This window comes from Cystobacter fuscus, assembly GCF_002305875.1.
Lineage (GTDB): Bacteria > Myxococcota > Myxococcia > Myxococcales > Myxococcaceae > Cystobacter > Cystobacter fuscus_A.
The window spans coordinates 11,641,370-11,665,783 of sequence record NZ_CP022098.1; the positions used below are offsets into that span (position 1 = coordinate 11,641,370).

General features: G+C 69.5%; 20 protein-coding genes. 4 read left to right on the top strand and 16 right to left on the bottom strand.

The genetic code is table 11. The features are described 5' to 3' along the window. Window positions 1-2: 2 nt before the first annotated feature. On the bottom strand, window positions 3-1,238 hold the full coding sequence (locus CYFUS_RS47135; protein WP_095991194.1) for an acetyl-CoA C-acetyltransferase: 1,236 nt from the start codon (window positions 1,236-1,238) through the stop codon (window positions 3-5). A gap of 348 nt (window positions 1,239-1,586) precedes the next feature. Here CYFUS_RS47135 and CYFUS_RS47140 point away from each other — a divergent pair, with 348 nt between their 5' ends. The 3 genes from CYFUS_RS47140 (at window position 1,587) to CYFUS_RS47150 (ending at window position 5,274) form a co-directional block, all read left to right on the top strand. Further along, window positions 1,587-2,441: a hypothetical protein gene (locus CYFUS_RS47140; RefSeq protein WP_095991195.1), complete on the top strand. Its 855-nt coding sequence runs from the start codon at window positions 1,587-1,589 to the stop codon at window positions 2,439-2,441. 110 nt (window positions 2,442-2,551) lie between these two features. Then, window positions 2,552-4,144 carry a cation:proton antiporter gene (locus CYFUS_RS47145; protein WP_095991196.1) on the top strand — a complete coding sequence of 531 codons (1,593 nt, stop codon included), beginning with the start codon at window positions 2,552-2,554 and terminating at the stop codon, window positions 4,142-4,144. Further along, window positions 4,141-5,274 (top strand): NAD-binding protein, encoded by a 1,134-nt coding sequence (locus tag CYFUS_RS47150; RefSeq protein WP_095991197.1) that lies wholly within the window; start codon window positions 4,141-4,143, stop codon window positions 5,272-5,274. The genes CYFUS_RS47145 and CYFUS_RS47150 overlap by 4 nt, the downstream gene beginning before the upstream one ends. On the opposite strand, the gene CYFUS_RS47155 is transcribed toward CYFUS_RS47150, so the two are convergent. The 13 genes from CYFUS_RS47155 to CYFUS_RS47215 all read right to left on the bottom strand — a co-directional run bounded on the left by CYFUS_RS47155 (window position 5,271) and on the right by CYFUS_RS47215 (window position 17,960). Further along, window positions 5,271-7,382, bottom strand: coding sequence for a hypothetical protein (locus tag CYFUS_RS47155; RefSeq protein ID WP_095991198.1), 2,112 nt, complete (start codon window positions 7,380-7,382; stop codon window positions 5,271-5,273). The genes CYFUS_RS47150 and CYFUS_RS47155 overlap by 4 nt on opposite strands. 53 nt (window positions 7,383-7,435) lie before the next feature. After that, a complete protein-coding gene (locus CYFUS_RS47160; RefSeq protein ID WP_095991199.1) occupies window positions 7,436-8,764 on the bottom strand; it encodes a hypothetical protein in 1,329 nt (442 codons plus the stop codon). A gap of 131 nt (window positions 8,765-8,895) precedes the next feature. Further along, window positions 8,896-9,135: a chaperonin gene (locus tag CYFUS_RS47165; protein ID WP_095991200.1), complete on the bottom strand. Its 240-nt coding sequence runs from the start codon at window positions 9,133-9,135 to the stop codon at window positions 8,896-8,898. A 333-nt stretch (window positions 9,136-9,468) separates the two neighbouring features. Further along, entirely contained in the window at window positions 9,469-9,945 is a 477-nt protein-coding gene (locus CYFUS_RS47170) for a hypothetical protein (protein WP_095991201.1), read from the bottom strand. A 2-nt stretch (window positions 9,946-9,947) separates the two neighbouring features. Continuing rightward, entirely contained in the window at window positions 9,948-10,616 is a 669-nt protein-coding gene (locus tag CYFUS_RS47175) for an anti-sigma factor family protein (protein ID WP_095991202.1), read from the bottom strand. Between the two features lie 72 nt (window positions 10,617-10,688). Next, a complete protein-coding gene (locus CYFUS_RS47180) occupies window positions 10,689-11,306 on the bottom strand; it encodes an RNA polymerase sigma factor (protein ID WP_071896319.1) in 618 nt (205 codons plus the stop codon). Window positions 11,307-11,349: 43 nt separating this feature from the next. Beyond that, entirely contained in the window at window positions 11,350-13,257 is a 1,908-nt protein-coding gene (locus tag CYFUS_RS47185) for a hypothetical protein (RefSeq protein WP_157759065.1), read from the bottom strand. 63 nt (window positions 13,258-13,320) lie between these two features. Further along, the gene (locus CYFUS_RS47190; protein WP_095992648.1) at window positions 13,321-13,797 is read right to left on the bottom strand and encodes a hypothetical protein; all 477 of its coding nucleotides are present in this window, start codon (window positions 13,795-13,797) and stop codon (window positions 13,321-13,323) included. A 1-nt stretch (window position 13,798) separates the two neighbouring features. Beyond that, complete coding sequence (gene hemF, locus CYFUS_RS47195; protein WP_095991204.1) at window positions 13,799-14,698, bottom strand: oxygen-dependent coproporphyrinogen oxidase; 900 nt, start codon at window positions 14,696-14,698, stop codon at window positions 13,799-13,801. Beyond that, window positions 14,695-15,456, bottom strand: a complete 762-nt coding sequence (locus CYFUS_RS47200) for a hypothetical protein (RefSeq protein ID WP_095991205.1) — start codon at window positions 15,454-15,456, stop codon at window positions 14,695-14,697. Before CYFUS_RS47200 ends, hemF begins: the two co-directional genes overlap by 4 nt. 80 nt (window positions 15,457-15,536) lie before the next feature. Continuing rightward, window positions 15,537-15,827: a DUF3467 domain-containing protein gene (locus tag CYFUS_RS47205; RefSeq protein ID WP_002622045.1), complete on the bottom strand. Its 291-nt coding sequence runs from the start codon at window positions 15,825-15,827 to the stop codon at window positions 15,537-15,539. Between the two features lie 195 nt (window positions 15,828-16,022). After that, window positions 16,023-16,907: an alpha/beta hydrolase gene (locus CYFUS_RS47210; RefSeq protein ID WP_095991206.1), complete on the bottom strand. Its 885-nt coding sequence runs from the start codon at window positions 16,905-16,907 to the stop codon at window positions 16,023-16,025. A 207-nt stretch (window positions 16,908-17,114) separates the two neighbouring features. After that, complete coding sequence (locus CYFUS_RS47215; protein WP_232537216.1) at window positions 17,115-17,960, bottom strand: SDR family oxidoreductase; 846 nt, start codon at window positions 17,958-17,960, stop codon at window positions 17,115-17,117. A 76-nt stretch (window positions 17,961-18,036) separates the two neighbouring features. On the opposite strand from CYFUS_RS47215, the gene CYFUS_RS47220 reads away from it, so the two are divergent. Next, window positions 18,037-18,972, top strand: coding sequence for a LysR family transcriptional regulator (locus CYFUS_RS47220; protein WP_095991208.1), 936 nt, complete (start codon window positions 18,037-18,039; stop codon window positions 18,970-18,972). Here the strand turns inward: CYFUS_RS47220 and CYFUS_RS47225 are convergent. Together CYFUS_RS47225 and CYFUS_RS47230 are read right to left on the bottom strand one after the other, a co-directional pair. Continuing rightward, the gene (locus CYFUS_RS47225) at window positions 18,920-21,058 is read right to left on the bottom strand and encodes an ATP-binding protein (RefSeq protein WP_232537217.1); all 2,139 of its coding nucleotides are present in this window, start codon (window positions 21,056-21,058) and stop codon (window positions 18,920-18,922) included. The two genes, CYFUS_RS47220 and CYFUS_RS47225, sit on opposite strands and share 53 nt — an antisense overlap. 159 nt (window positions 21,059-21,217) lie before the next feature. Beyond that, complete coding sequence (locus tag CYFUS_RS47230) at window positions 21,218-24,403, bottom strand: bifunctional cytochrome P450/NADPH--P450 reductase (protein ID WP_095991210.1); 3,186 nt, start codon at window positions 24,401-24,403, stop codon at window positions 21,218-21,220. Window positions 24,404-24,414: the final 11 nt, after the last annotated feature.

Below are 24,414 nucleotides of genomic sequence, written 5' to 3' on the forward strand. Positions count from 1 at the left end.
GCTCAGAGCCGCTCGATGATGGTGGCGATCCCCTGACCGCCTCCGACGCACATGGTAATGAGCGCGGTCTGCTTGCCGCTACGCTCGAGTTCATCGAGCGCCGTGCCGAGCAACATCGCGCCGGTCGCGCCGAGCGGATGACCGAGCGCGATGGAGCCCCCGTTGACGTTCACGCGCTCGGGATCGATGCCCAGCGCGCGGATGGTCTGGAGCACCACCCCCGCGAAGGCCTCGTTGATCTCCCACAGGTCGATGTCGCGTGCGTGCATGCCCGCCTGGCGCAGCGCCTTCTCGCTCGCCGGCGCGGGTCCCGTGAGCATCAGCACCGGCTCGGTACCCACGGTCGCCATGGCGCGGATGCGGGCGCGCGGCCGGATGCCCTTCTCCCGGACATAGCGCTCCGAGGCGAGCACCACCGCGGCGGCGCCATCGACGATGCCGCTCGAGTTGCCCGCGGTGTGCACATGCTGGAGGGCCCGGGCCCGCGGGTAGGCCGCGAGCGCGAGCTGATCGAGCGTCTCGCCCCGGTGCCCCACGACCGTCTCCCCCATCGCCACGAAGGAGGGCTTGAGCGCGGCGAGCCCCTCGGCCGTGGTGTCTGGCCGGGGAAACTCGTCCCGCTCGAGCACCACCGCCCCGGTGCCCGGATCCCTCACGGGGAAGAGCGACTTCACGAAGCGGCCCTCCTCGATGGCGCGCGCCGCGTTCTTCTGGGAGCGCAGCGCCACGGCGTCGAGCTCCTCGCGGGAGAGCCCCTCGAGCGTGGCGATGAGGTCGGCACTGATGCCCTGGGGAACCTGGAACAGGCGCTCGCGCAGGTGCGGGTTGTTGCCATCCTGGCCGCCGCCGTCCGCGCCCATGGGAACGCGCGACATGCTCTCCACGCCTCCGGCGACGGCCAGGTCCATCGCGCCCGAGGCCACCCCCATGGCCCCGAAGTGGATCGCCTGCAGCCCCGACGCGCAGAAGCGGTTGAGCGACACCGCCGACACCTGCTGGGGCCAGCCCGCGGTGAGCACCGCGTTGCGTGCCAGGTTGGCGCCCTGCTCTCCCACCTGGGAGACACACCCGGCCATCACGTCATCGACTTCGTGCGCCTCGAAGCGCCCGCGCCCTCGGAGCGCGTTCAACACCTGCGCGAACAACTCCTGCGGATGGATGCCCGAGAGCGCTCCCTTGCCCGCCTTGCCCCGCCCTCGCGGGGTGCGTGCGACATCGAGGACATAGCTGGTGGTCATGACCCGGCTCCTTTGGATTACGAGCATAATATGTCCGCCCTCCTCCGGAGAATCAAGCCGGCACGGCAGGGCGGGTTCCCGGGGGACGGACTGGAGCCTGGGTGGGCGCCGCGGACGGAGCCGCCGGGCCACGGCATCACGTCCAGATGATTGGAATGGCATACATTCCCCCCAGAACGGCTCGCGCGTGTGGATGAACTCCACTCGCAGTCCCTCTCTCTCATCCTGCTACCGATTGGGTTTGTTCATGACAGCCACAAGCGCTAGGGTGTCTTTCACTGGATTCCAGTCCTCGCCGCTCTTTCTTGTTTCAACCCAAACAATAACAATCTCGCTGGAAAGGCTCCCATGTCCCTCTCCATCCGCTCGCGTGCGCTCGGCACGCTGCTCTCGCTTGGGTTCTGCGCGCTGCTCGGCGCGCCCGCTTCCGCACGGGCCGCCAACTCCGAGGCTTGCACCGGAGGCGGCTTCCGCTTGGAGCTGCCCAATGGCAAGACCCTGTCCGGCTCGGCCCGGACGAAGATCGACCGCCGGAGCCTGCCCTCGCACGGCACGCTGCGCGTGCGCGGCACGTACATCGACTTCGACGTCGATGTGTCGACGTTCGCCGTCTACAACTACACGCTCAAGGCGACGAGCAACCCCCTGGACATCACGGGCGGGGTGACCACGGTGCTCTTCGCGGGCAAGGTGCCCAACCTCGGCACGCAGACGCTGGAGAAGGATGACCTGGAGGTGGAGATGGGGGCGGGCGATCTGTTCCTGCTGCGCCGGGGCGATCGCATCAAGATGAAGATCCAGGCGAAGGACTGCGCCCAGGGCGGCATCTTCCAGATGGAGCCGGAGACGGAGACGGCCGGGGCGACGATCGACTTCACCCACACCCTGGGGCCCGACGTCTTCTATTTCACCAACCCGTACACCGGGAAGATCAACTTCGGCAACGCCGACCTCATCCGGGGCAAGGACAGCCCCCAGGTAGCGGCGAAGCTCGTGCAGGGCGAGCGCGAGACGGTCTGGCGGGTGACGTCCGGAGGTCGCATGGGCGGCGTGCTCGGTGAGGACGCGGTGGAGAACTCGCCTCCCGCCACCTCGTGCACCCAGGACTGCCAGGCGCAGAACCGCGTCCAGGGCAAGTACGACGTGCCGGATCCCGTCTACGAGAACGACGGCGGCGGCATCAGCGGTGGTGGCGACGACTGAGCGAGCGGACAACCGAGGGCCCGGGCGGTCCGGGCTCGCGCGGAAACGCCACGGGGGCGGTGCGCCGTGTCTAGGCAGGGGCCGGGTGCATCTGCGAGGCTCGCCCCCGCGTGCACTTCGAGATGCCCCTGCTCATCGGCCTGATGGTGGCCGCCAGTACCCTCGCGATCGCCGCCAAGCGCGTGCGCATCCCCTACAGCGTCGCGCTGGTGGTGGGAGGTCTGTTCATCTCCGTGGCGGGCCTGCTGCCCGGCATTCCTCCGCTCAACCCGGAGTTCGTCTTCCTCGTGTGCCTGCCGCTCCTGCTCTTCGAGGGGGGCATCACCGCGGACGTGGCCAACGTGCGCGCCAACCTGGTGCCCATCGCCACGCTGGCGAGCCTGGGCATGGTGCTGGCCATCACCGCCACCGGCACCGCGCTGCACTACGCGCTGGGGATGGACTGGGGGCCGGCGCTGCTGCTCGGCGCCATGCTCTCCGTCACCGACACCGTCTCCATCCTCTACGCCTTCCGCCGCGCGGCCGTGCCCCGACGCCTGTCGGGCATCATGCAGGGCGAGAGCCTCTTCAATGACGGCACCGCGCTCGTGGCCTACGCGGCCATCGCCGGCGTGGTGACGCGGGGCGAGACGTCCTTCTCCCTGCCGCTGCTGAGCGCCCAGGTGGTGCTCGCCACGGTCGGGGGAGTCGCCATCGGGCTGGCGCTGGGCACCGGAGCAGGCTTCATCATCCGCCGCACGAGGGATCCGCTCGCGGAGATCATGGTCACCACCGCGCTCGCGCTGAGCGCGTACACGATTGGCGAGCAGGTGCACCTGTCGGGCGCCATCGCCGCGGTGACGGCCGGGCTGACGACGGGCATCACCCTGCGCCGCCACGTGGCGCCCCAGAGCCAGGTGGCCATCCACACCTTCTGGGAGTACGTCACCTTCGGGGTGAACACCTTCCTGTTCCTGTCGGTGGGGCTCGCCACGAAGCCCGGGGCGCTGGTGCGCCACCTGCCGCTCACCCTGCTCGCCGTGGCGTGTGTCTTCGCCGGGCGCGCGGTGGCCATCTACGGGCCCTTCCTGCTGTTGCGCTGGCTGCGCCCCTCGGCGACCGTGCCCCTGCGCTGGCAGCACGTCTTCATCTTCGGCAACATCAAGGGCGCGCTGTCCATCGGCCTCGCGCTCGGCCTGCCCGCGGGCACGCCCGCGCGCGAGCAGATGGTGTCCATCGCCTTCGGCGTCACCTTCCTGTCGCTCGTGGGCCAGGGGCTGACGCTCACCGGCTTCCTGCGACGCCTGGGGCTCATCCGCGAGGACCCCGTGGCCCGCGCGGTGAGCGAGCAGCAGGCGCGGCTCATCGCCAGCCGTGCCGCGCGTCAGGAGCTGGAGCAGCTGCATGACCAGGGGCTCATCCCGCGCGCGGCCTACGAGCACCTGCGCAGCGACTACCAGGTGGGCATCGCCAGCGCCGAGCGGGAGCTGCGCCGGCTGAGCGAGCAGCACCTGACGCAGGCGGCGCGGCTGGTGTTGACCACGCGCCGGCACCTGGTGGACGCCGAGCGCACGGCGCTCCTGTCCGCGCGGCTCGCGGGCCTCATCCCCGAGGCCACGGCGGAAGCGCAGCTCGCGCGGCTGGACGCACGCACCCTGGAGCTGGAGCACGTGTTGTCGGATGTGCCCGATGAGCCTCCGGGCACTGGGAGGAAGACGTCATGAAGGTGGTCATCGCGGGGGGAGGCCGGGTGGGGGGCGCGCTGGCGGCGCGGCTGGTGAACGAGCAGCACCACGTGACGGTGGTGGACCGGGACGCCGCGACCTGCCATCGCCTGTTCGAGGACATCGGCGTGGTGACGGTGTGCGGGGACGCCACGGACCCACGGGTGCTCGAGTCCACGGGCATCATCAACGCGGACATCGCGGCCGGGGTGCTGGCACGCGACTCGGAGAACCTGGCGTTCGCCACGCTGGTGCGCGCGGTGAGCCCGGCGCGTGTCATGGTGCGCATGCTGGACAGCCGCTACCGCGAGCCCTACCGGCTCGCCGGGGTGGGCGAGCTGGTGGAAGAGGCCGAGGTGGTGGTCACCAAGATGGCGACTGCCATCGACTTTCCCCAGGTGGCGGGCTCGCTGCCGCTGGCCGCCGGGGATGCCATCCTCTTCGAGCTCAAGGTGAACACCAAGGCGGTGGTGGCCGGGCGCACGGTGGCCCAGGTGCGCGCCCAGACGGACTTCCCGCGCGAGTGCGTCTTCATCGGCATGGTGGACCCCGAGGGGCGCATCACCCTGCCGGACGGCAACACGGTGCTGCGCGCGGGCCATACCCTCATCCTCGTGGCGCGCCGCGCCGAGCTGGCCCGCGCGGTGGAGTGCCTCACGCTCGAGCCCCAGAACACGCTGGACACGCCGCTGGCGGACATGCTGCGCCGGGTGGACTTCCTCGCGCCGCTGGGCACCGAGGAGGTGCTCAAGCTGGCGCACGGCGCCGAGTACCTGCGCAAGGACGCCGGAGAGCCCATCTTCAAGAAGGGGGACGCGGGAGAGACGTTCTTCGTCGTCGTCTCCGGGCAGGTGAACCTCCTGGGCGAGGGCAACAAGCTCGTGGAGGTGGTGAAGCCCGGGGGCTTCTTCGGGGAGCTGGCCCTGCTCACCGGCGAGCCGCGGGCCACCCATGCCTCGGCGGCCACCCTGTGCGAGCTGGCGAGCGTGGGCCGCGAGGACTTCCGCGGCGTGGTGATGGCCAACCCCGTCATCGCCCTGGAGATGAGCCGCATCCTCGGCCAGCGGCTGTCGCGCATGTCGCAGGAGGACCCCGCGCCGCGCAAGCGCAAGGGCCTGTTCGGTCGCTAGCGCGCGTCGCGACCATCGGCCGCGGGCAGGACGCGCCAGGCCACGTTGTCGCGCTTCGCGTCGCCGAAGGCGGGCTGGAAGAGCTCCGGGTGTTCGGCCATCCACCGCGCCTCGATGGGCGCGGGGGCCAGCGTCACCACGTAATCCACCCGCGCCTCGCGCACCCGCCGCAGCCACGCCGGGAAGTCCGCCTGGGCGAACGTGTCCTTCAGGGCGTAATCCCTCACCGAGCCGTCCGCGGAGATGGGCACGTAGGTGAGCGTGTTCTGCAGCCGGCTGCCCATCAACGGGTACCAGTACCAGTTGTGTCCGGAGATGTCCCATCCCGCCGTGACCGCGAGTCGCAGGGGAGCCTCCCCATCCAGCGCCTTCCACTCGGGAAGGCCCCTGCTCTCCGGGGTGACGAGCGCGTGAAGCTCGTAGGACTGCCCCTTCACGGCGGAGGCATAGATCTCGTAGCGCAGCGCCGCGCGGACGGCGGCGATGGCCTCCCAGCCGCCCCCGAGCAGCATGACCGCCGCGAGCAGGCCGGGGAGGAGCCGGTGCCGACGCAGGCCCCACGCCACCAGGGCGGCGGCGCCGCCCAGTGTCACCAGCACGGCCGGGAGCACCAGGAGCACCCCTCGCGCATCCACCCATGCCCAGCCGCACGGCAGCCCGAGCAGCAGTTCCAACAGGAAGCATCCCCAGAGCAGAAGCCGCACCCACTCCTCCTCCAGGAGGGCGGCGAGCAGCAGGCACGTGGCCAGCATGCACAGCACGAAGCGGGACGAGGTGGACGCCCAGGCCGTCCAGAGCTGCCGGCTCATCGAGCCGAGCAGCGTGCTCGCACCGCAGGCGAGCACCAGGCACGAGCGTGCACCCCACCGGCGCCTGGTCCGCACCGCGGCCAGCAGGCCCACGGGCGCCAGCAACAGCGCGTGGCCCAGCCCCAGGTGATCCGTCCCCGCCAGGAACCGGGAGAACAGGAGCGCCATCGCCAGCTCCGGCACATCGAGGGGCGTGACGTTGAGCAGCTCTCCCGACTCGAGGCCGGCCAGCGCCGGGCTGCCCTCGGAGATGCGAATCCCCGCCAACGTCAACGGCCAGGGGAAGAACGGGGAGCCGTGGAGCACCCAGGCCCTCAGGTAGGGCAGCACCCCGAGCAGCAGCGCCAACACCACCAGCCCCGCGTGGAAACGAGGCGCCTGGCGCGAGCGCCATGCCTGGAACGTGCCCCAGCAGACCAGCGCGCCGCCGAGGCAGAACACGGGCAGGCCCCCGGGCTTGATGCCCGCGAGCACTCCCAGGGCCGCCATCGCCGCCACCCGTTCACCCTGCCGTCCCGGGCGCAGGCTCGCCAGCAGCAACGCCATGGCCAGCAGGAAGAGCGCCAGGATGGTGTTGTCCACATAGCTGGCGGTGAGGGCCGCCATCACGATGGGCACGAACACCGCTGCCAGTGCCGCGGGCACGGCCATGCGCCAGCGCGCGCCCAGGCCCCTCGCCATGCCGTACGCGCCAACCAGCGCGCTCAGCCAGATGAGCCCACCGGCCGGCGCGAGGAACCCATCTCCATGGGCGGGCAGCATGGCCCAGGCCGACAGGGCGTCGCCGTAGGGGAGGAAGTACTGGTAGTAGCTCCAGGCATCGGGGGCGAGGAGGATCTCGTCGCGCCCGCTCTGTACCCACCGGCCCGCCTTCACCAGGTGATAGGTGAGCGAATCCCAGGCGAGCGGTGGGGCGGCGAGCCCGCGCAGGAGCCGGGCGCCCACGAGCAGCGCCCCCAGTGCCAACGGCCCCAGCATCTGCTCGCGCCGCATCGCGCGGCCCATCGCCTGGAGCCGCCGCACATCCCAGCGAAGGGCCACCCTCGCCCGCGCCCACCCGCGGGCCAGCAGGAGCCCGGTGAACAGCCCCCAGAGCAGCAAGGCGGCCCCCAGGGTGAAGACACCGAGTCCCAGGAGCAGCTCGAACGCGGCGATGAGCAGGCCATACGCGAGCGCCAGCGTGGCGCAAGCCCGAGCCCACCCTCCGCGGCGAATCCCCAGCTCGAGGGCGAGGAGGTAGGCGCCGCCGAGGCAGCAACACAGCAGGAACAGCGCGAAGAGGGCGGAGAGACCAGACATCAGGGCACCGGCAGACTACTCCACCCCCCCGCCCTGCTCACACGGCGAGGCGCTCAGCGCTGGAAGTCCACGCCCACGCCCAGGCCCGCGGTGAAGCCCTGCAGCAGGTGGCCCTCCGCCTGGGGGAAGTACACCGTGCCACCCATGAGCACGCCGTAGAGGGCGGGCAGGAAGCGGTGGCGCAGCTCGGCGGCCACGGAGTAGCGAGGATTGACCGTGAGGTCCGTGAGGATGACACGCAGCTCGCCCACCGTCTTGTCCCCGGGCAGGTGCAGCTGGAGCGCGGCGTCCGCGTCCACCCGTCCGGTGGTGACGAAGTACTCACCCGAGGCGCTCACGCTCAGCGCCAGATCCTCCGGGTTGAGGGGAATCACCGCCGCGGCCACCTCGCCATACCCCGAGAAGGTCCCTGGCAGCACTTCCTCCGACAGCGGCACCGCGCTCAGGCCCACCCCGGAGAAGCGCGCCAGCTCGTAGCCCGCGCCGAAGAAGCCGAAGCGGAAGCGGCCTCCCTGGCGCCGGCCCTCGAGCCGACCGGTGATGTCCAGCGACGGATCGGGCTTGCCCCGGGCGACGATGCCGACGGTCGCGCCGTAGTCCGGCACCGACTCGATGAGGGTGTCTGCCCGCGCGCCCGCCGCGGCCTGGAGCCAGAGCTGGAAGGTGTCGCTGCGCACCACGCCCGCCTGCAATCCGAGGCTCGCCGCGGACAGGGAGGGCGTCGTGCCCCCCGCCAGGCCGAAGTCATGCGCCACGTCCACCGACAGGAGGAAGCGATCGAAGGCCGTGTCCTGATCGCTCAGCACGCGGCCCAGGTCCAGGCGGAACTCACCCGCGAAGAGCCGCGCGGCCAGCACGTCGCTGGCGAACACCTCCACCCGGGTGGGGCCGAGGTAGGCGACGAAGTGGGCCCCCGCGGGGTGGTAGTCCGGGGACAGGTTGTTGTTGTAGCGGTTGACGAGCCAGCCCGCGCCCAGCGTCCAGGTGGAGAACGCCCCCGCGCGCAGTTGCAGCATGCCGTCGTCCCGGCCAATGCGCAGCTCGCGCAGGAGCTGACCGAAGTCACTGAGCTCGTCCCAGTCCTCGCGCCGCAGCCGGCCGGCATGGTCCGCTTCCAACTGGGATGGGTCCGAGTCGATCAGCCGCAAGCGCAGCGGCGCCCCCAGCTCGAACTCGAATTCCTCGCCCCCCCTGACGCCCAGGCGGGGGAAGGCGACCGCGAAACCGTCCATCAAATTGGCGCCCTGACCCGAGGGAAGGGCGAGCCCCCCCACCTCGAGCGAGGCATGGAAGCGAATGCCTTCTTCCGCCGGGGCGGGATTCTCGACGAAGGCCCGAGGGGTCTGCTGAAGCGTGTAAGCGAGGAGGAGGGCACCGATCATGGCGCGTCACTTTAATCCGCCTTCCGCCACACGTCCGTGAACTCCGGCCTCGCCAGGAGTGCACCTTGTCCCTCTGAACAGCGTACGACCAGGCGTCCAGTGCCGGACTGGACGAGTCCCGATGCGTTGGTTCAGGCGACGACGACGATGTGCGTGCCGGTCGCCTGGGACATGGCGCGCGAGGACACCAGCTTCGCGGCGGCCTTCGTCTCACCCGCCACGTCGAACGCCGCGGCGATCAAATCCCCCAGCGTCACCTGCACCTTGCTCACCGGCCGGCTCGCCTTCGCCTTGGCCACCACCCGCCCCGCCTTCTTCACCTGACGCGTCACCTGGTTCATCACCGCACCACTCCGCTGGGTCTTCGCCATGGTTCGCCCCGTCCCTTTGAGTCGCTCGTCCACCGTGCTGCCCGCCGCCCACCGCCACCGCCCCGACGGGAATACTTCATAGCAACCGGCGTGCCCGCACCCAACCCCTTGAAATCAGGGGGAAAGCTCTTCGAACGAGCGCACAAGACCCGGGCCAGGGACTGACATTTCTACCGGGTGGCGGGGAAGTCCCCTCGGAACGAATGACCGGACGCCAGACCAGCGGGCATGCATGCGTCGGAAGTCCCTCAAACGGCCTCGGGCCCACGCGGCGCCAGGAAGGCGGCCGGGTGAGCCCGGGTGGGGGATGCGAGGGGAGGAAAGGCGGGGGTGCTACTTCGCGGCGGGAGAGGAGAGCACGAGGATGAGCTCGCCGCCCACGTGCTTGCCGGCGCGCTGGTAGACGGCGCCCTCGCGGCCCAGCTCCACGTCCACGGCGGACAGCTGGGGCACGTCCACGCGCAGGGTGGCGGTGTCGCCCTGCAGGCGCAACAGCCGCAGCGAGGCGGTCACTCCATTGGGCAGCTTCACCTCGGCGGGCACCTGGGTACCCACCTCCAGGGACTGCTGCGACAGGCGCTTGAAGGAGGTGAAGTTGAAGTTCTGCTTCTGGAAGGTCTCCTTCATCTTCTGGAGCTCGGGAGGACTCACCTCCGAGCCACTCCGGGAGACGAGCACCACCGCCACCTCCACCTGGAGCTTCTGGGCCTTGGCGGCCGGAGCGGGAGCCTGGGCGCGCGCCTGGGTAGGAAGGAAGAACGACCCCAGCAGGGACAACATCAGCGGGGCCACCAGGGTGCGCGTCATCATCGTCACAGCTCTCCTCCCTTGGGCGGTTGCTCCGGCGCCGCGGGCTTCGCGGGCCGGCGGGCCGGCACGTCCTTGAGCGACTCCCCTTCCAGCTCGTCCGTTTCATCACCGGGCACGCCGCGGGGTTTGGCCGGAGAGGCATCGTGCGCCGCGGACGTGTCCTCGTCCACCGCCCAGATGATGGTGTTACCATCATCGGACTCCAGCACCACCGGGGCCGCCGTGGCCCCCTCGGAGGCACGCACGGCGCGCACCTTCATGCGCTCGGCGCCATAGCCCAGGGGCGCGGAGGGGCGGTTCATCACCATGGGGACGGCCACCAGCACCACCACCGCCGCCGTGGCCAGCGAGGAGACCATGGCCGTGCGGTGGTAGAGGAACATCTCCGAGAGCGAGATGCGCATGCGCTCGAGCAGCGGCGGACGCTCCGGCGTCACCCGCGCCATCACCTTCTGGGTGAAGTCCTTGAAGTCCACCTCGTCCACCGCCATCTCCAGCCCCACGCGCAGGAGCGCGGACTCGGCCCGCAGGTCGGCCGCCCGGCTGGCGCAGTCGCGGCAGGCACCCAGGTGCCGCTCGACGTTGATGCGGTCGGCGGGGGACACCTCGCCGTCGATGTACGGCGACAACAACGGGATGAAACGCTCACATGCTGGATTGGCGGGGGCCATTGATGTTCCTACCCGTTCCAAGAGGGGACGTGCGGCTTGGACGGTAATGGAAAAGTAATATTCCAAGCCGTCTCACTCACTGCCCACTCCGCTCTTGGCCTCGTCCAACTCCAGGTATTCACTGAGGATTTTCTGCACCTTGGCCCGTGCGTGGAAGAGCCGGCTCATCACCGTGCCCTTGGGGATGTCCAGCGTGCGCGACAGGTCCTCGTACGACATGCCCTCGACTTCGCGCAGCAGGAGGATGGCGCGGTGCTTCTCCGGCACGGTGGCCAGGGCCTCTTGAATCTTCTCGGCCAGCTCGCGGCGCAGGGCGCTCTTCTGGGGGTTGGTGCCCAGGCGGCTGCCCAGGGCACCGATGCGCGCCTCGCCCAGGTCGGTGGCGATGGACTCGTCGAACTCCTCCATCTGCCCGCCCGAGGAGCCTTTGCGGCGCATCACGTCGATACAGATGTTGACGGTGATGCGGTAGAGCCACGTGTAGAAGGACGAGTCGCCCTTGAAGTGGTCCAGGTACTTGTAGACCTTGACGAAGGCCTCCTGCGAGACGTCCATCGCCTCGTCCTTGTCCTTGAGCATGCCCAGCGCGACGGCATACACCTTGCGCTGGTAGCGCTCGACGAGGAGCTTGAAGGCGCGCTGGTCTCCATCACGGACGCGCTTGACGAGAGTGAGGTCGTCGGTGGCCAAGGGTGCGCCACCCTAGCACGGGCCACCCTCTTCCCAAGCATTCTCAGAGGCTCGCGAGCATGGCCACCAACAAAGCGGCCCCCATCAGGCAGACGACGGCACCAAACGCCAGTTGACTCCACTTCTCCTTGAGCACCGCGCTGTCCTCGGGCGAGGCGCGCAGCTCATGGAGCACGCTCCACAGCAGTTGCGGCCCCAGGCGTTTGTTCGTCCCTCGACGCTCCCGCTCCTTCTTCTCCTCCTCCCACTCCTGGCGGGGGTCACGCGGGGCGAGCGGCCCGGCGGCGAGCGCCTGGGCTTGCTGCGTGCCGGACGCCTGGACGCCCGCCTGGCCAGCGGTAGGGGGAGCCCGCTCCGCCTCCTTCTCCTTCTGCTCGGGCCCCCGTTGGCCCTGGGCCTGGGCCTGGCGCGCGGCGGCCTCCTTGCGCGCCTCGGGCTGCTCCGGCGTCCGGGGCTCCTCGGCCACCGGCAGGGAGACCTCGGTGGGGAGCCGCTCGAGACCGGGCTCCATGTGGACCTGGTCGAGCTGCGCGTGGAACTCCTCCAACGAGGGGGCGTCGAGCAGCTCGAGCGCCACCTCCACCCCATCACGCCCCGTGCGGACATCCCGCAGGGCGGCGAAGCCGTTGGCGATGAGCGTCTCGGCGAAGGCCTGGCGTCCCGCCGGCGTCTGGCCCATGGGATTGCGCGCGTTCGCCTCGGCGTAGGCGGTGAACATGGCCCACAGCCGCAGGGAGCGGCTCGCGGGGGACTGCCTCGGAGGCAGCAGGAGCAGGTTCTCCGCGAAGTGCTCGGCGAGCGCCTCCTGGCCGACGATGCCGGAGAGATCCGGCAACAGCTCCTCCAGGGAGGCCACCTCGCCGCGAGCACCGGGAAGCCCCGTCGTGGAGGCGGCCTGCGAGCCGGGCTCGGAGGAGGGAAGCGCGGGGCGTCCACCCGACCTCGTCGAGGGACGGGACTCGAAGAGCGTGTCGGCATTGGGGAGCCGATCACCTCGCACGGTCCGGCTCCCCGCCTCTCCGCGCGGAGCCTCGAACACGCCCGTGGACTGACCGTCGGCGCCCCGGCCCCGCCCGGGTCCCCGCGGCGGAGCTTCCGGCGTTCCCAGGTCCGAGGGAGCCTCGAACCCGCTCGCCGCGTCCTCGGCGCTCCGGGGCTGATCCGGCACCTGGGGCCGTCCGCCCGGAGCCCGGGGCTCCTCCAGCTCGCGAGGGACGTCGAAGCCACCAGAAGACACATCCGCGGCGTCGCGCGTCCGGGTCGGCACCTGGGGCCGCTCCGCCGACGCCCAGGGATCATCCACGTCATGCGGAACATCGAACTCACCGGAGGACGCATCCGCGGCGTCGCGCGCCCGGGTCGGCACCTGGGGCCGCTCCGCCGGCGCGCCCAGCTCCGGAGGTGCATCGAACTCACCGGAGGACGCATCCGCGGCGTCGCGCGCCCGGGTCGGCACCTGGGGCCGCTCTCCCGAGGGACGGGAGCTCTCGAAATCCGAACCGTGCGCGCCCCCCTCTTCCGTCCGGCCACGCGTCCGGGGCCGATCCGTCGAGGGACTGCTCTCGAAGACCTCCGCGGACTTGCCTTCACGGGGGCGCTCGGTGCGCGGAGTCTCCCGGGGCATCAACTCATCCTGGGAGAAGTCGATGCCACCGCCCTTCGTCTCACGCGGACCATTCGTGCGGGGGGACTCTCCCTCCGGAGCGGGGCGCCCGCCCGACGTCGTGGTCCCCGGATCCAGCGGTGAGCGGCCGATGCGCGTGCGCTCCTCGCGCTCCACCCCCGGCCTGTCGCCCCGACCCATGTCCAGCGGCGAGCGGCCGATGCGCGTGCGCTCCTCGCGCTCCATCCCGGGCCTGTCGCCCCGACCCGGCGAGCCGTCGCCGGAAGCGCGAGAAGGCACGAAGCCCGAGGACCCCGGAGACCCCTTGATGTTTCCAGCCTGGCTCATCACCTGGATTGTCGTCTGGATGGCGAGCAAGTTTCCAGGGGGAGGAGTCCGGCCTTCGATCCTTCACTCCTCCTCGCGCTCCGCCTTCACCGCGGACGTCATCCCGTTGACATCCAGCGTGACGCTGAAGACGGAGACCTGTCCGTCCCCATCCCGATCACCTCGCGCGTAGCAGGTGACCTCGACCTCTCCCAGAGGAGTCTCCTGCACCACCACCTGGTACTGGTGCCTCACGTGCTCGCCGGGCTCGAAGCCCAGCTTTCGCATGTTCTCATCGGGCGAGAAGGGCACCGCCTGTCCGCCCCGGGGCACCTGCGCGGGCACGGGACCCGCCTCGAGAAAGACGCCGTGTTCATCCCGGTAGGCCTGCACGTCACCGCACAGGCGCAGCACGTTGACGCGCGCCTCCTGCGACAGGGTCGTCGCGTCGACCCCGGCTCCCGCGCCTCCCGGCGCTCGCAACACGAAGACGCCGAGGGCACCCAACCCCAGGACGGCGAACACCGCGCCGCCCACGAGCATCTTCCCGTTGCGGGTCATGTCAGGCACCCACCCAGTCGCGCGGACGACGAAGCACCTCCACCAGACGCGCCTCCTCGGTGCCCGGCTCCGGGTGGTAATCGTAGCGCCAGCGCACCACCGGCGGCAGGGACATGAGGATGGACTCCGTGCGCCCCTTCGTCTCCAGGCCGAAGAGGGTGCCTCGATCCCACACGAGGTTGAACTCCACGTACCGCCCGCGCCGCAACTCCTGCCAGGCGCGCTGCTCCTCGGTGTAGGGCGTGTCCTTGCGCCGCTCGGCGATGGGCAGGTACGCGGGCAGGAAGGCCCGGCCCACGTCCTTCACGAAGGCGAACTCGCGCTCCAGCTCCTCCCCCGTGTTCTCGAAGAAGATGCCGCCCACGCCCCGCGCCTCCTCCCGGTGGCGCAGGTAGAAGTACTGATCACACGCCTTCTTGTAGCGCGGGTAGTACGCGGGATCGTGCCGGTCACACGCCTCCTTGTGGACCCGGTGGAAGTGCACCGCGTCCTCCTCCTGGAGGTAGTACGGCGTCAGGTCCGCGCCCCCGCCGAACCAGGCCTTCGAGCCCTGGTGGATGAAGCGGTAGTTGGCATGCACGGTGGGCACATGCGGGTTGCGCGGGTGGAGCACCAGCGACAGGCCGCCCGCCCAGAACGTGCGCCCCTCGCCCTGCAGCTTGCCCGCGAACGCCTCCTCCAGCTCGCCGAACACCACCGAGGTGCTCACCCCGCCCTTCTCCAGGAACGTCCCCCCCTCCAGCACGCGGCTGCGCCCTCCACCACCCCCCGGCCGCTTCCAGTGGTCCTCGCGGAAACGGGCCTTCCCGTCCAGCCGCTCCAACGCGCCACAGATCTCATCCTGGAGGGCGTGAATGTGATCCGCCATCCGCTGCTTGAGCGTCTCCAAATCCACCGTCATGGGTTCTCCTTGGGCGCCACGGGTGCCTCGAATTGCAGGGGAGCCGCCCCCTGCACGAGGTTGCCCGCCGCGTCGAATACATCGATCTTCGCCCGATAGCTTTTGCCATCTTCCAGGGCGAACGCCCCCCCGCAAGCACCATGGCCCAACAGGGCCACGCCGTCATGCAACGGGAGCACATAGTGCTGGGGCGCCATGTTGTCCTTGTCCTTGCCGCGGCTGAGCGTCACCTGCGCGTACGCGGGGCTGTCCTCGGACAGGGACATGCGCAGCTTGACGAAGCGCTCGCTGCCCTCGCGCGTGCGGCGGAAGATGCCCTCGCTCACCACGGGACGCTTGAGCCAGCGCGGACGCGCCAGATCCTGCCCCCGCCCGCTGTTCCACTCGGGCAGCGAGTGGCCCATGCTGTTGAGCACCTTCACCCCGGGCAGCACGTCATCCAGGCGCAACGTGTAGACGAGGCCCGGCTTGAGCGGGCTCGAGAGCCGCAGGATGACGAGGGTGCGTCCCAGGGTACTCGTCCAGCCGCGCTGGACGCGCACCTCCACTTCGTGCCCCTCCGTCTGCATCCGCAAGATGCGGCCGGGCAGCTCCCCCACCTTCTCGGACAACGACCCCACCCCCTCGAGCAGGAGGCGGGTGTTGGTGGGAACCACCGAGCCCGGCGCGGGAAACAATTGCACGCCGTCCGCGGGGCAGGCGGCATGGGCCGGAGGAACGAACAAACAGAGCGTGAGCAGCAAGCCGACGAGTCGCACGAGGCCTCCGAGTCTGCGCCGGCCCGGCGTCGGAGGCCAGCGTCGCGAGACCCCTCGAACTCCGTCCCACATGTCCCACCTCAGTTCATGGACGAACCCTCGCCCGAAGGGTCGAGGGGACCGAAGCGTGCCTCATAGGAGGCAAGACTTTCCTGCATCACGAGCAGCAGGCGCTTGACGTGTTTGGGGTTGAGGATGATTCGCGAGCGCACCTTGGCACGGACCTGGTGCGGCTGGACGTAGATGAAGTCCAGGGTGAACTCCGTCTCCGTGTGGTTGACCATCGCCATGTTCACGTACTGACCGTTGGCGACCTCGTCATCGAGTTGAATCTGCAGGGGGGCATCCGGGGGTTTGGGAACATCCGCCATGACCGGCGGCATACCGCCCAAAACCCCTCGTGGCCAGACTTCCCAGGACCCCGTGATGGGCCCCGCCGACGGACGGTGGGTAGCCCGCCGCCTCACCGCGCCGCCCGAGGTGCGCTACCTCGCGCTGAAGAGCAGCGACCCTCCCCCCGGGACACCGGGGGGCCCCTGCTCGAGCGGGTGCCAGGCAAAGGTCCCCTACGCCAGACTGGCGAGGATCCCAGCGACCTCCCGGGCCTTCAGGACGAACCCGACGTGGCTGGACTCGACGGTCCTCACGTCGAACCGGTTGTGCGGCGTCAGGGCATCGGCCTCGGCGATCATCTTGTCCTGCATGGCGAGCGGGATCGATCGATCCTGGGTGAGACGGATGTAGCTGTGGGGGATCCGCCCCCAGGTGCTCGCATCGACTCGCGCATCCGCCATCATGACCGAGATCGACTCGTCGGGCTGCAAGGTGTTGAGGAACGCCCGGAACTGGTCATCCGTGGCCTCGGCCATCAGGGCGGCTTTCGCATTGGCGAGGAAGCTCGGGTCCGACGACCGGTAGTTGGCCCGGCCCACGCCAATCTGCGTGGGATTTCCCACCGCCACTCCCGCCAGGCTCGGCAGCAGGCTCTCGTTGTTCTCCGGCGCCTGGCTGTACTCGGCGATGCTGGGCAGTTCGACGCAGCACCAGGCGGAGATATAGACGACCCTGGCGAGCAGATCGGGAATGGCGTTGCCGACTCCGCTGATGGTCACCCCGCCCATGCTGGCACCGACCAGGATGACCGGCCCATGCACGGCGACGCGCCGCACGATGTCGACGACGTGGTCCACGTTGTCCTGGAGGCTGAACCGGGCCATCGACGACGGCTCGTTGGCGAACGCCTCCAGGTCCTGGGGCGCCTGGTACGAAATGGGGAACTGCGCGTCGAAGCCATGGCCCGGTAGATCAACGGCGAGCGTGCGATGACCCAGCAGGGTGAGCTCGCGAAGCAGCGGAGCCCAGCTGAACGAATTGCTGCCGGCTCCGTGGACGAACACGAAGGTCGGCTGCCCCTTCTCGCGTGAAGCATCTCGGTGGGTTGCTTGAGTCATGGGATTCCGTTCTCGGCGAGGTGGGGGAGGCCGACCGCACCCACCCCACCGACGTCTGTAGGGACACCCTGTGGCCTATCCCTCCATGCCACTCTACCCCTCAAGCGAAGATGTCGGCCACCCGGTGTGGCCTCGCCTGACTCCATGCCACCCCACCCCGACCCGATGGACCCCCCTGGCCCTCCCTCCGGTACGGGCCCCGCTCAGCTACCTGGCCGGCGGGGGCTTGACCAGGAACCGCTCGCGCATGAACGCGAGGTAGGCCTCCTCGGACGTCTCGCGCCGCATCTTCACGAGTGGCTTGATTCCGTCGGTCGCCACGTAGCGCAAGCGGTCACTCGTGTCCGTGGCGGCCTCGTAGATGACCTCCGCGACTCCCTCGGACGTCGCTCCGGCGCGGTCGTCGCGCAGCCGGGCGAACACCTCGTTCGTGGCCCGAACGAAGGCCTCGTAACGCGGTGGCACGACGCTCTGGGAATACTCCTCGGCGCTTCGCGTCACGAAACGCGTATCCACCACACCACCGGGCTCGACGAGCTTCACGCGCACGTTCTGCGACGTGAGCTCGTACGAGAGCGCTTCCGAGAATCCCTCGAGCGCGAACTTGCTCGCGCAGTACAGCGAGATCATCGGCAGGGTGAAGACGCCCGCGCCGGAACTCACGTTCACGATCGTTCCACCACCACGCGGGGCGAAGCAAGGCAGCGCCGCGCGAATCACGTCCATCACGCCAAAGACGTTCACCTCGAACTGCTCGAGGATCTTCTCGCGGGGAGTCATCTCGAAGAGGCCGTGCAGCCCGAAGCCCGCGTTGTTGACGACGACATCGAGGCCACCGAATCGCTCGACGCCCACCTTCAAGGCGGAATCGATGCTCGCGCGGTCTTGCACATCGAGCCGGGTCACGAGCACGTCGGGCAGCGCCGCGAGCTCCGGCATCGCCGAAGGCGAGCGCATCGTCGCGATGACATTCCAACCTCGAGCCGCGAAGTGCTTCGCCGAGGCGAGTCCGAAGCCCGTGGAGCAACCCGTGATGAGAGCGGTCTTTTTCATGAACTCGAACGTAAGACCCGGCGACTCATGGCACAATGCGATGATTCCTGGATGCATTGATGCATGGGATTCACCAATGAAGAACGGACTTCACGGCACCGGACTCACCGAGCTGAACGCGGTGGTGGCGGTGGCCACCCACAAGAACTTCCGCGCCGCGGCGAGCGAGCTCGGGCTGTCACCGTCCACCTTGAGCCATGCCATCGCCTCGCTCGAGAAGCGCCTGGGTGTCCGGCTCTTCCATCGGACCACGCGCAGCGTCGCGCTCTCGGACGCGGGCGAAGACTTCCTCGCGCGCGTGAAGCCAGCCCTGGCGTCGCTCGCGGAGGCGATGGAGTCCGTGGATGCGCACCAGAAAACACCGACCGGCACCTTGCGCCTCAACGCCTCGGCGCTCGTGGCGAGGCGGATCCTCATGCCCCTCGTCCTCGAGTACCTGCGGCGCCATCCGGACGTGCGCGTCGAGGTCGTGGCCGAGGACAGACCCATCGACATCGTGGCGGACGGATTCGACGCCGGTGTCCGGCTGGCCGGGAGCATTCCGCGCGACATGGTGGCGATCCCTTGCAGCGGCGACGTGCGCTTCATCGTCGTCGGCGCGAGGAAGTATCTGCGCGCTCGCGGCGTACCGAAGACACCCGAGGACCTCGTCGAGCACGACTGCATCCGCTACCGGATGTCCAACGGAGGGATCTACCGCTGGGAGCTTTCACGGAGCGGTGAGGAACTCGCCGTGGAGGTGAAGGGACGGCTCACGCTCGATGACGATGGCGCCGTGGTCGCGGCGGCGCTCGGTGGCGCCGGGCTCGCGTACGTGAGCGCGTGGAATGTCGACGACGCGCTGAAGACGGGCCGTCTCGTCCAGGTGCTCGGCGAGTGGACCCCCCCGGAGCCCGGCGTGTGTCTCTATTACCCGGCACATCGCCACGCCTCGGCCAGCCTCCGCGCGCTCGTGGCGCTCATCCGCGAGTGGCACCGTCCCGAGAGGGCGGAGACCCACTCAGGGGGCTGACCTCCTTCAGCCGCGCCTCCACCAACGCACGCAACGCCTCGAGATCGAACGGCTTGTCCAGCCGGGCATTGTCCACGCGCGCGAGGAACTCGCGGGCCGTCGCCGTGAACGCCCCGCCCGTGATGAAGATGATGTCCCGGGCGCGCTCGGGCATGCGCTGGGCGATCGCCTCATGGAACTCCATCCCGGTCATCTCGGGCATCATCACGTCACAGAGGATCAGATCCCACGGCTGTCCCTGCTCCATCCACGCCAGCGCCGCCTGGGCCCGATCGAAGGCGATGACTTCGTGCGTCCGTCCCAGGGTGCGCTCCAGTGAAGAGAGCACCCTGGCCTCATCGTCCACCACCAGGAGGCGACCGCGCCGCGGGGCCGTGACCTCGGCACGTGGGAGCACGGGCTGCTCGGGTGGAGCGCTCCTGGGCTCGCACCGCGCGGGAGGCGGGAGCACCACCCGGAACACCGTGCCCTTGCCCACTTCGCTCTCGAACTGAAGCTCCCCTCCCATGTGGGTGATGAGCGTGTGGGAGATGGACAGCCCCAGCCCCATGCCCTCGCCCACGGGCCGGGTGGTGAAGAACGGCTCGAAGATGCGCGAGCGGATGGACTCCGGGATGCCATGGCCCGTGTCGCTCACCTCGATGAGCACCCGCCCCTCGGCGTCCACGCGCGTGGTGATGCGAATCTCATTCTGGTCCGCCGCGCCCTCGGGAACGGCGTGCGCCGCGTTCACCAGCAGGTTGAGGAACACCTGGACCAGTCGCGCCTCGTTCGCGTACACCGAGGGCACCTGCTCGTACTGCTTCACCAGGCGCACCCGGTGGCGGAGTTCGTTCCACGCCAGGGACACCGCCGAGTCGATGGTCCGGTGGAGCTCCAGCCACTCCAGGTGATCGTCTGCCGGACGGCTGAAGGCCATCAGGTCGCGCACGATGCGCCGGATGCGCTCGCCTCCCTCGTGCGCCTCCCCCAGGGCCTGGGTCAGCTCGTCCACATCGAGCACTCCGGCCGGACGCTCGCGCACCTCCGTCAGCGCGTAGCTCACGTTGGCCATGACATACGCCAGCGGGTTGTTGATCTCGTGCGCCACCCCGGCCGCGAGCGTGCCCACCGAGCTCATCCGTTCCGTCAGCGCCACGCGGGCACGCAGCGCCTCGCGCTCGCTGATGTCCACGCCCACGCCGATCAGGCGCAGCGGATGACCCTCGGCATCGCGCAGGATGGCGCACCGGCTGAACATTCGCGCCCACGTGCCATCGGCGCCGCGGAAGCGGTACTCGTCCGTCCACAGCGAGGCGCCCTGAGCGATGGCGCGATCGAGGCTCTCCTTCACCCGCGCCCGGTCCTCCGGGTGGAAGCGATCGAACCACCAGGAGATGTCGTTCCTCGCGTGCTCCAGCTCATCGCCGAGCAGCTCGGCGGCGCGCGGGTTCCACGTGAGCTGGTTGGTCTTCAAATCCCAATCCCAGATGGCGTCATGGGTGGCGCGCTGGAGGATGTCGATGCGCTCCTGGCTGGTGCGCAGCTCATCGATGAGCCGCCGCTGCTCGCTGTTCATGCGCCGCAGCTCCAGCAGACTGACCACCTGCCGGGCCAGGGCCTCGAGCGAGCGGGTCTGCTCCGGGGTGAGCTGGCGGGGTATGTGGTCGAAGACGCACACGGTCCCCAGCGCAAGCCCCTGCGGGTTGATCAGCGGAGCTGCCGCATAGAAGCGGAAGCCCGAGGGCGCGGTGACCAACGGGTTGTCTCGGAAGCGGGCGTCGGCGGTGGCGTCCTGGATGATGAAGGGATCGGACTGAAGAATGGTGTAGGAACAAAAGCCATGCTCCCGCGAGATCCCCTCGAGCGCCGTGCCCACGCGGGACTTGAACCACTGGCGCACCTCATCCACCAGGACCACGAGCGCCACGGGTGTGTCACAAATCCGCGAGGCCAGGTGGGTGACGTCGTCGAAGGACAGTTCGGGCTCCGTATCGAGCACCGCATAGCTGCGCAGGGCCGCCAGCCGCTCCTGCTCGTTGCCGGGCAGTGGGACGACCACCGCGCACGTGGCGGGTGGCGAAGCGGAGTCGAGAACACGTTCCATATCTGCTCCTACCGGTGCCATGACCCGGCCCCGGTCATCCGAGCCACTCTAAAGTCCCTCTCCGAGCCCTACCACACATGGAGTGAAAAACATGGAGGGACAGCCACCCCGGCCGGGGCGGTTGTCCCTCCATGAATCGAATGAAACCTCACCCACACCTCAGGCGAAGACGTCGGCCACCAGGCGGCCCTGCTTCTCCATTCCCTCCAGCCATGCCGTGGCCTCCGCCTCGGAGCAGCCCACCGTCTCCTGGTGGATCTTCGCCAGCGTCTCGCGGACCGCGGGCGCCATGCGCCGCCCATCCCCGCAGATGAAGAACAGGGCGCCCTGGTCGAGCAGCGCCTTCACCTGCTCGCGCTCCTTCCACAGCCGGTGCTGCACGAACATCACGTCGCCCTCGGGCTGGCGGAAGAAGGCGGGCAACACCTTCACCACGCCCTCTCGCTCCCACGCCGCCAGCTCCTCGCGGTAGAGGAAGTCCACCTCCGGGTGGTCACACCCGAAGAAGAACAACGCCGGCCCCGCCGCCTCCCCTCGCGCGTGGCGCAGGGCGCGCTCCTGGATGAAGCCCCGGAAGGGCGCCAGCCCCGTGCCCGCGCCCACCATGATGAGGGGCGTCGCGTTCGACGCCGGCGGATGGAAGGGCGCGTTCGGCGTGCGCACCGCCACCGCCACCTGCTCGCCCGGACGCAGCCGCGCCAGGTAGCTCGAGCACGTGCCATGGAAGCGACCCTGGCCGCTCCACGCCTCCGCGTCCACCACCGCCACCGTCAACGTGCACACCGTGGGGTCCGCCCTCGGCGAGGACGATACCGAGTACTGCCGCACGCGCATGGCCGGCAACAACTCGAGGAAGTCTCCGAAGGTGAGGAGGCACGAGGTGTACTGCTCCAACAGGTCCAACACGCTCACGCGCTTGTCGAGGATCTCCTTCTTGTAGCGCTCGGCGTCCTGGGCCAGGGCGGCCAGGTGCATGGCGTGCGGCGGGCACGGGTTCTTCTCCGCCAGCCGCTCCAGATCCTTGCGCGTGGCGGGCGCCGACAACTCCACGTGCCGGCCGAGCAGTTCCTGCACCGACACCGGCTTGTCCGTGGGCAGCGACGACGCCATGGCGCCCCGGGTCGAGTGCAGGACGACGGCGGCGTCCGTGCGCACCCCGAAGCGGCGCGCGGCACGCTCCACGAGGTCCGGGTGATTCTCCGGCAGCACCGCGAGGTAGTCCCCCGCCGCGTACGTCACGCCCTCGGGCAGCTTGAAGGCGAGGTGCCGCTTGGAGCGCCCGAGCGGCGACGTCATGTCGACGAGCTCGCGGTTGTCCACCAGCGTGGCCAGCTCGAGCTTGTTCTGCTTCACCAGCTCCGTGCTCGAGGAGGGCACCACCTCCACCGTGTAGAGCGGCTCGGACGACACCGCGCGCGAGGACACGCCGAGCGCCGCGCCCACCTTCTCCCAGAAGGGCGCATACCAGTGCTCGAAGTCCCCGAAGAAATCACCCCGCGCATCCGCCTCGCCGCGCGCGACGAGTGCCTCGGCGCCCGCGGCGCTCAGCCGCTCGTCGAAGTGCTTGGGAATGGCCTGGTACGTCGCGGCCCAGTCCCGGTTGCCGCAACCGAACACCGCGTAGCGCACGCCCAGCAGCGAGCCCTCGGGGACGTTCGAAATCCACGTGTGGAAGGCCCGCGCGTTGTCAGGCGGCTGGCCGTTGTAGGAGGCCGTCACGAGGACGACGGCGCCCTCCTTGGGCAGCTTCCCGGTGTAGTCGTCCAGCGGCGCCACCTTCGCCGAATAGCCCCGCGCGAGCCCATCACTTGCGATGCGCCGGGCGAACGCCTCGGAGGCCCCCGAGTTGGAGCCGTAGAGCAGGAGCAGGGGCGTGCCATGCGAGGCCACTCCCTCCTGCTTCGGAGCGGGCGCGGCGGCACCGGGCGTGGGACGCGAGGCGAGCGGACGAGAGACGGGCTTGCGCACGCGGACGCGCAGCTTGAGCCCCTCGGGCTTGAGCGTGAGCGTCTCACGGACGTGGAGCTCGTACGGCGCGGGCTCCACGAGGTGGAAGCGCTGGAGCATCATGGCCAGCACCAGCGTGGCCTCCTGGAGCGCGAACGCCCGGCCGATGCACGAGCGCTGCCCATTGCCGAACGGCTTCCACGCGTGCGGTGGAATGCTGTCGCGCACCTCGGGGGCGAAGCGATCCGGATCGAAGCGCTCCGGGTCCTTCCACACCGTGGGATCGCGGTGCAGCATCGTGGTGAGCACCACCGCGGTGTTGTCGCGGCGGATGGGGTAGGTGCCCGCGATCAGCGTCTCCTCCGCCTTGGGGTGCACGGAGAACGCCGGCGCGGTGGGCCACAAGCGCAGCGACTCACGCAGGATCTGATCGATGTAGTGCAGTTGGCTGACCTGCTCGAAGCGCGGCATCTCGTCGCCCAGCACCCGATCCACCTCGGCCTGGGCCTTCTCGAGCACCTCGGGGTGGCGCAGCAGGAAGTAGGTGGCGAAGGACAACAGGCCGCTCGTCGTCTCGTGACCCGCGATGAGGAAGGTCACCATCTGGTTGCGGATGTTCTCCTCGTCGAGCCCCTCGCCCGTGAGGGGATCCCTCGCGTCGAGCATGAGGCTGAGCAGGTCGCGCGGGGCCTCCTCGGGCGGGAGCGCGCGGCGACTGGCGATGAGCTCGCGCGTCACCTCGTGCATGTAGCCGATGTCCGCCTGGAACTGGCGCTGGGTGCGCAGCATGAGCTGCGTCTGGAGCGGGACGCGCCGGGCGCGATTGCCCGCCTCGGCCAGGGCGCGCACCATGGACTCGACGAAGGGGTGCATCTCCTTCTGATAGAAGCTGTTGAAGCGGTAGCCGAAGCCACACAGCGCGATGGTGTCGAGCGTGAGCCGCGTCATGTTGTCCGGCACGTCGAGCACGGCGTCCGGCCCGAAGCGCTCCCAGCGCGTGAACATCTGGTCGGCCACGTCGAGCATGTCGTCGTGGTAGTTGCGCATGGCCGCGGGACCGAACGCGGGCATCAACAGGCGGTGGGCCTTGCCCCAGTTGGGCTCCTCCGTCATCGCGGTGAAGAGGCCGTCGCCCGCGAAGTCACGGATCTGCTTGAGCGCCCCGCTCACCTGCTTGTCGAAGCGGCTCTCGTCGCAGACATCGGCCACCAGCTCATGCGAGCTGAGAATCAGCGAGGTGCGCCCTCCGGGAAACGACAGCCGGAAGATGGGCCCCAGCTCGCGCGCGAGCTTCATCAGGTTCTGCATGGGCGTCTCGAAGCCGACGTCCGGCACATTGCCGACGAGGGGACGCACATGGGGCTGGGGAATCGTGCTCGAATGGGAAGGCTTGTTCATCGAAGAACCCC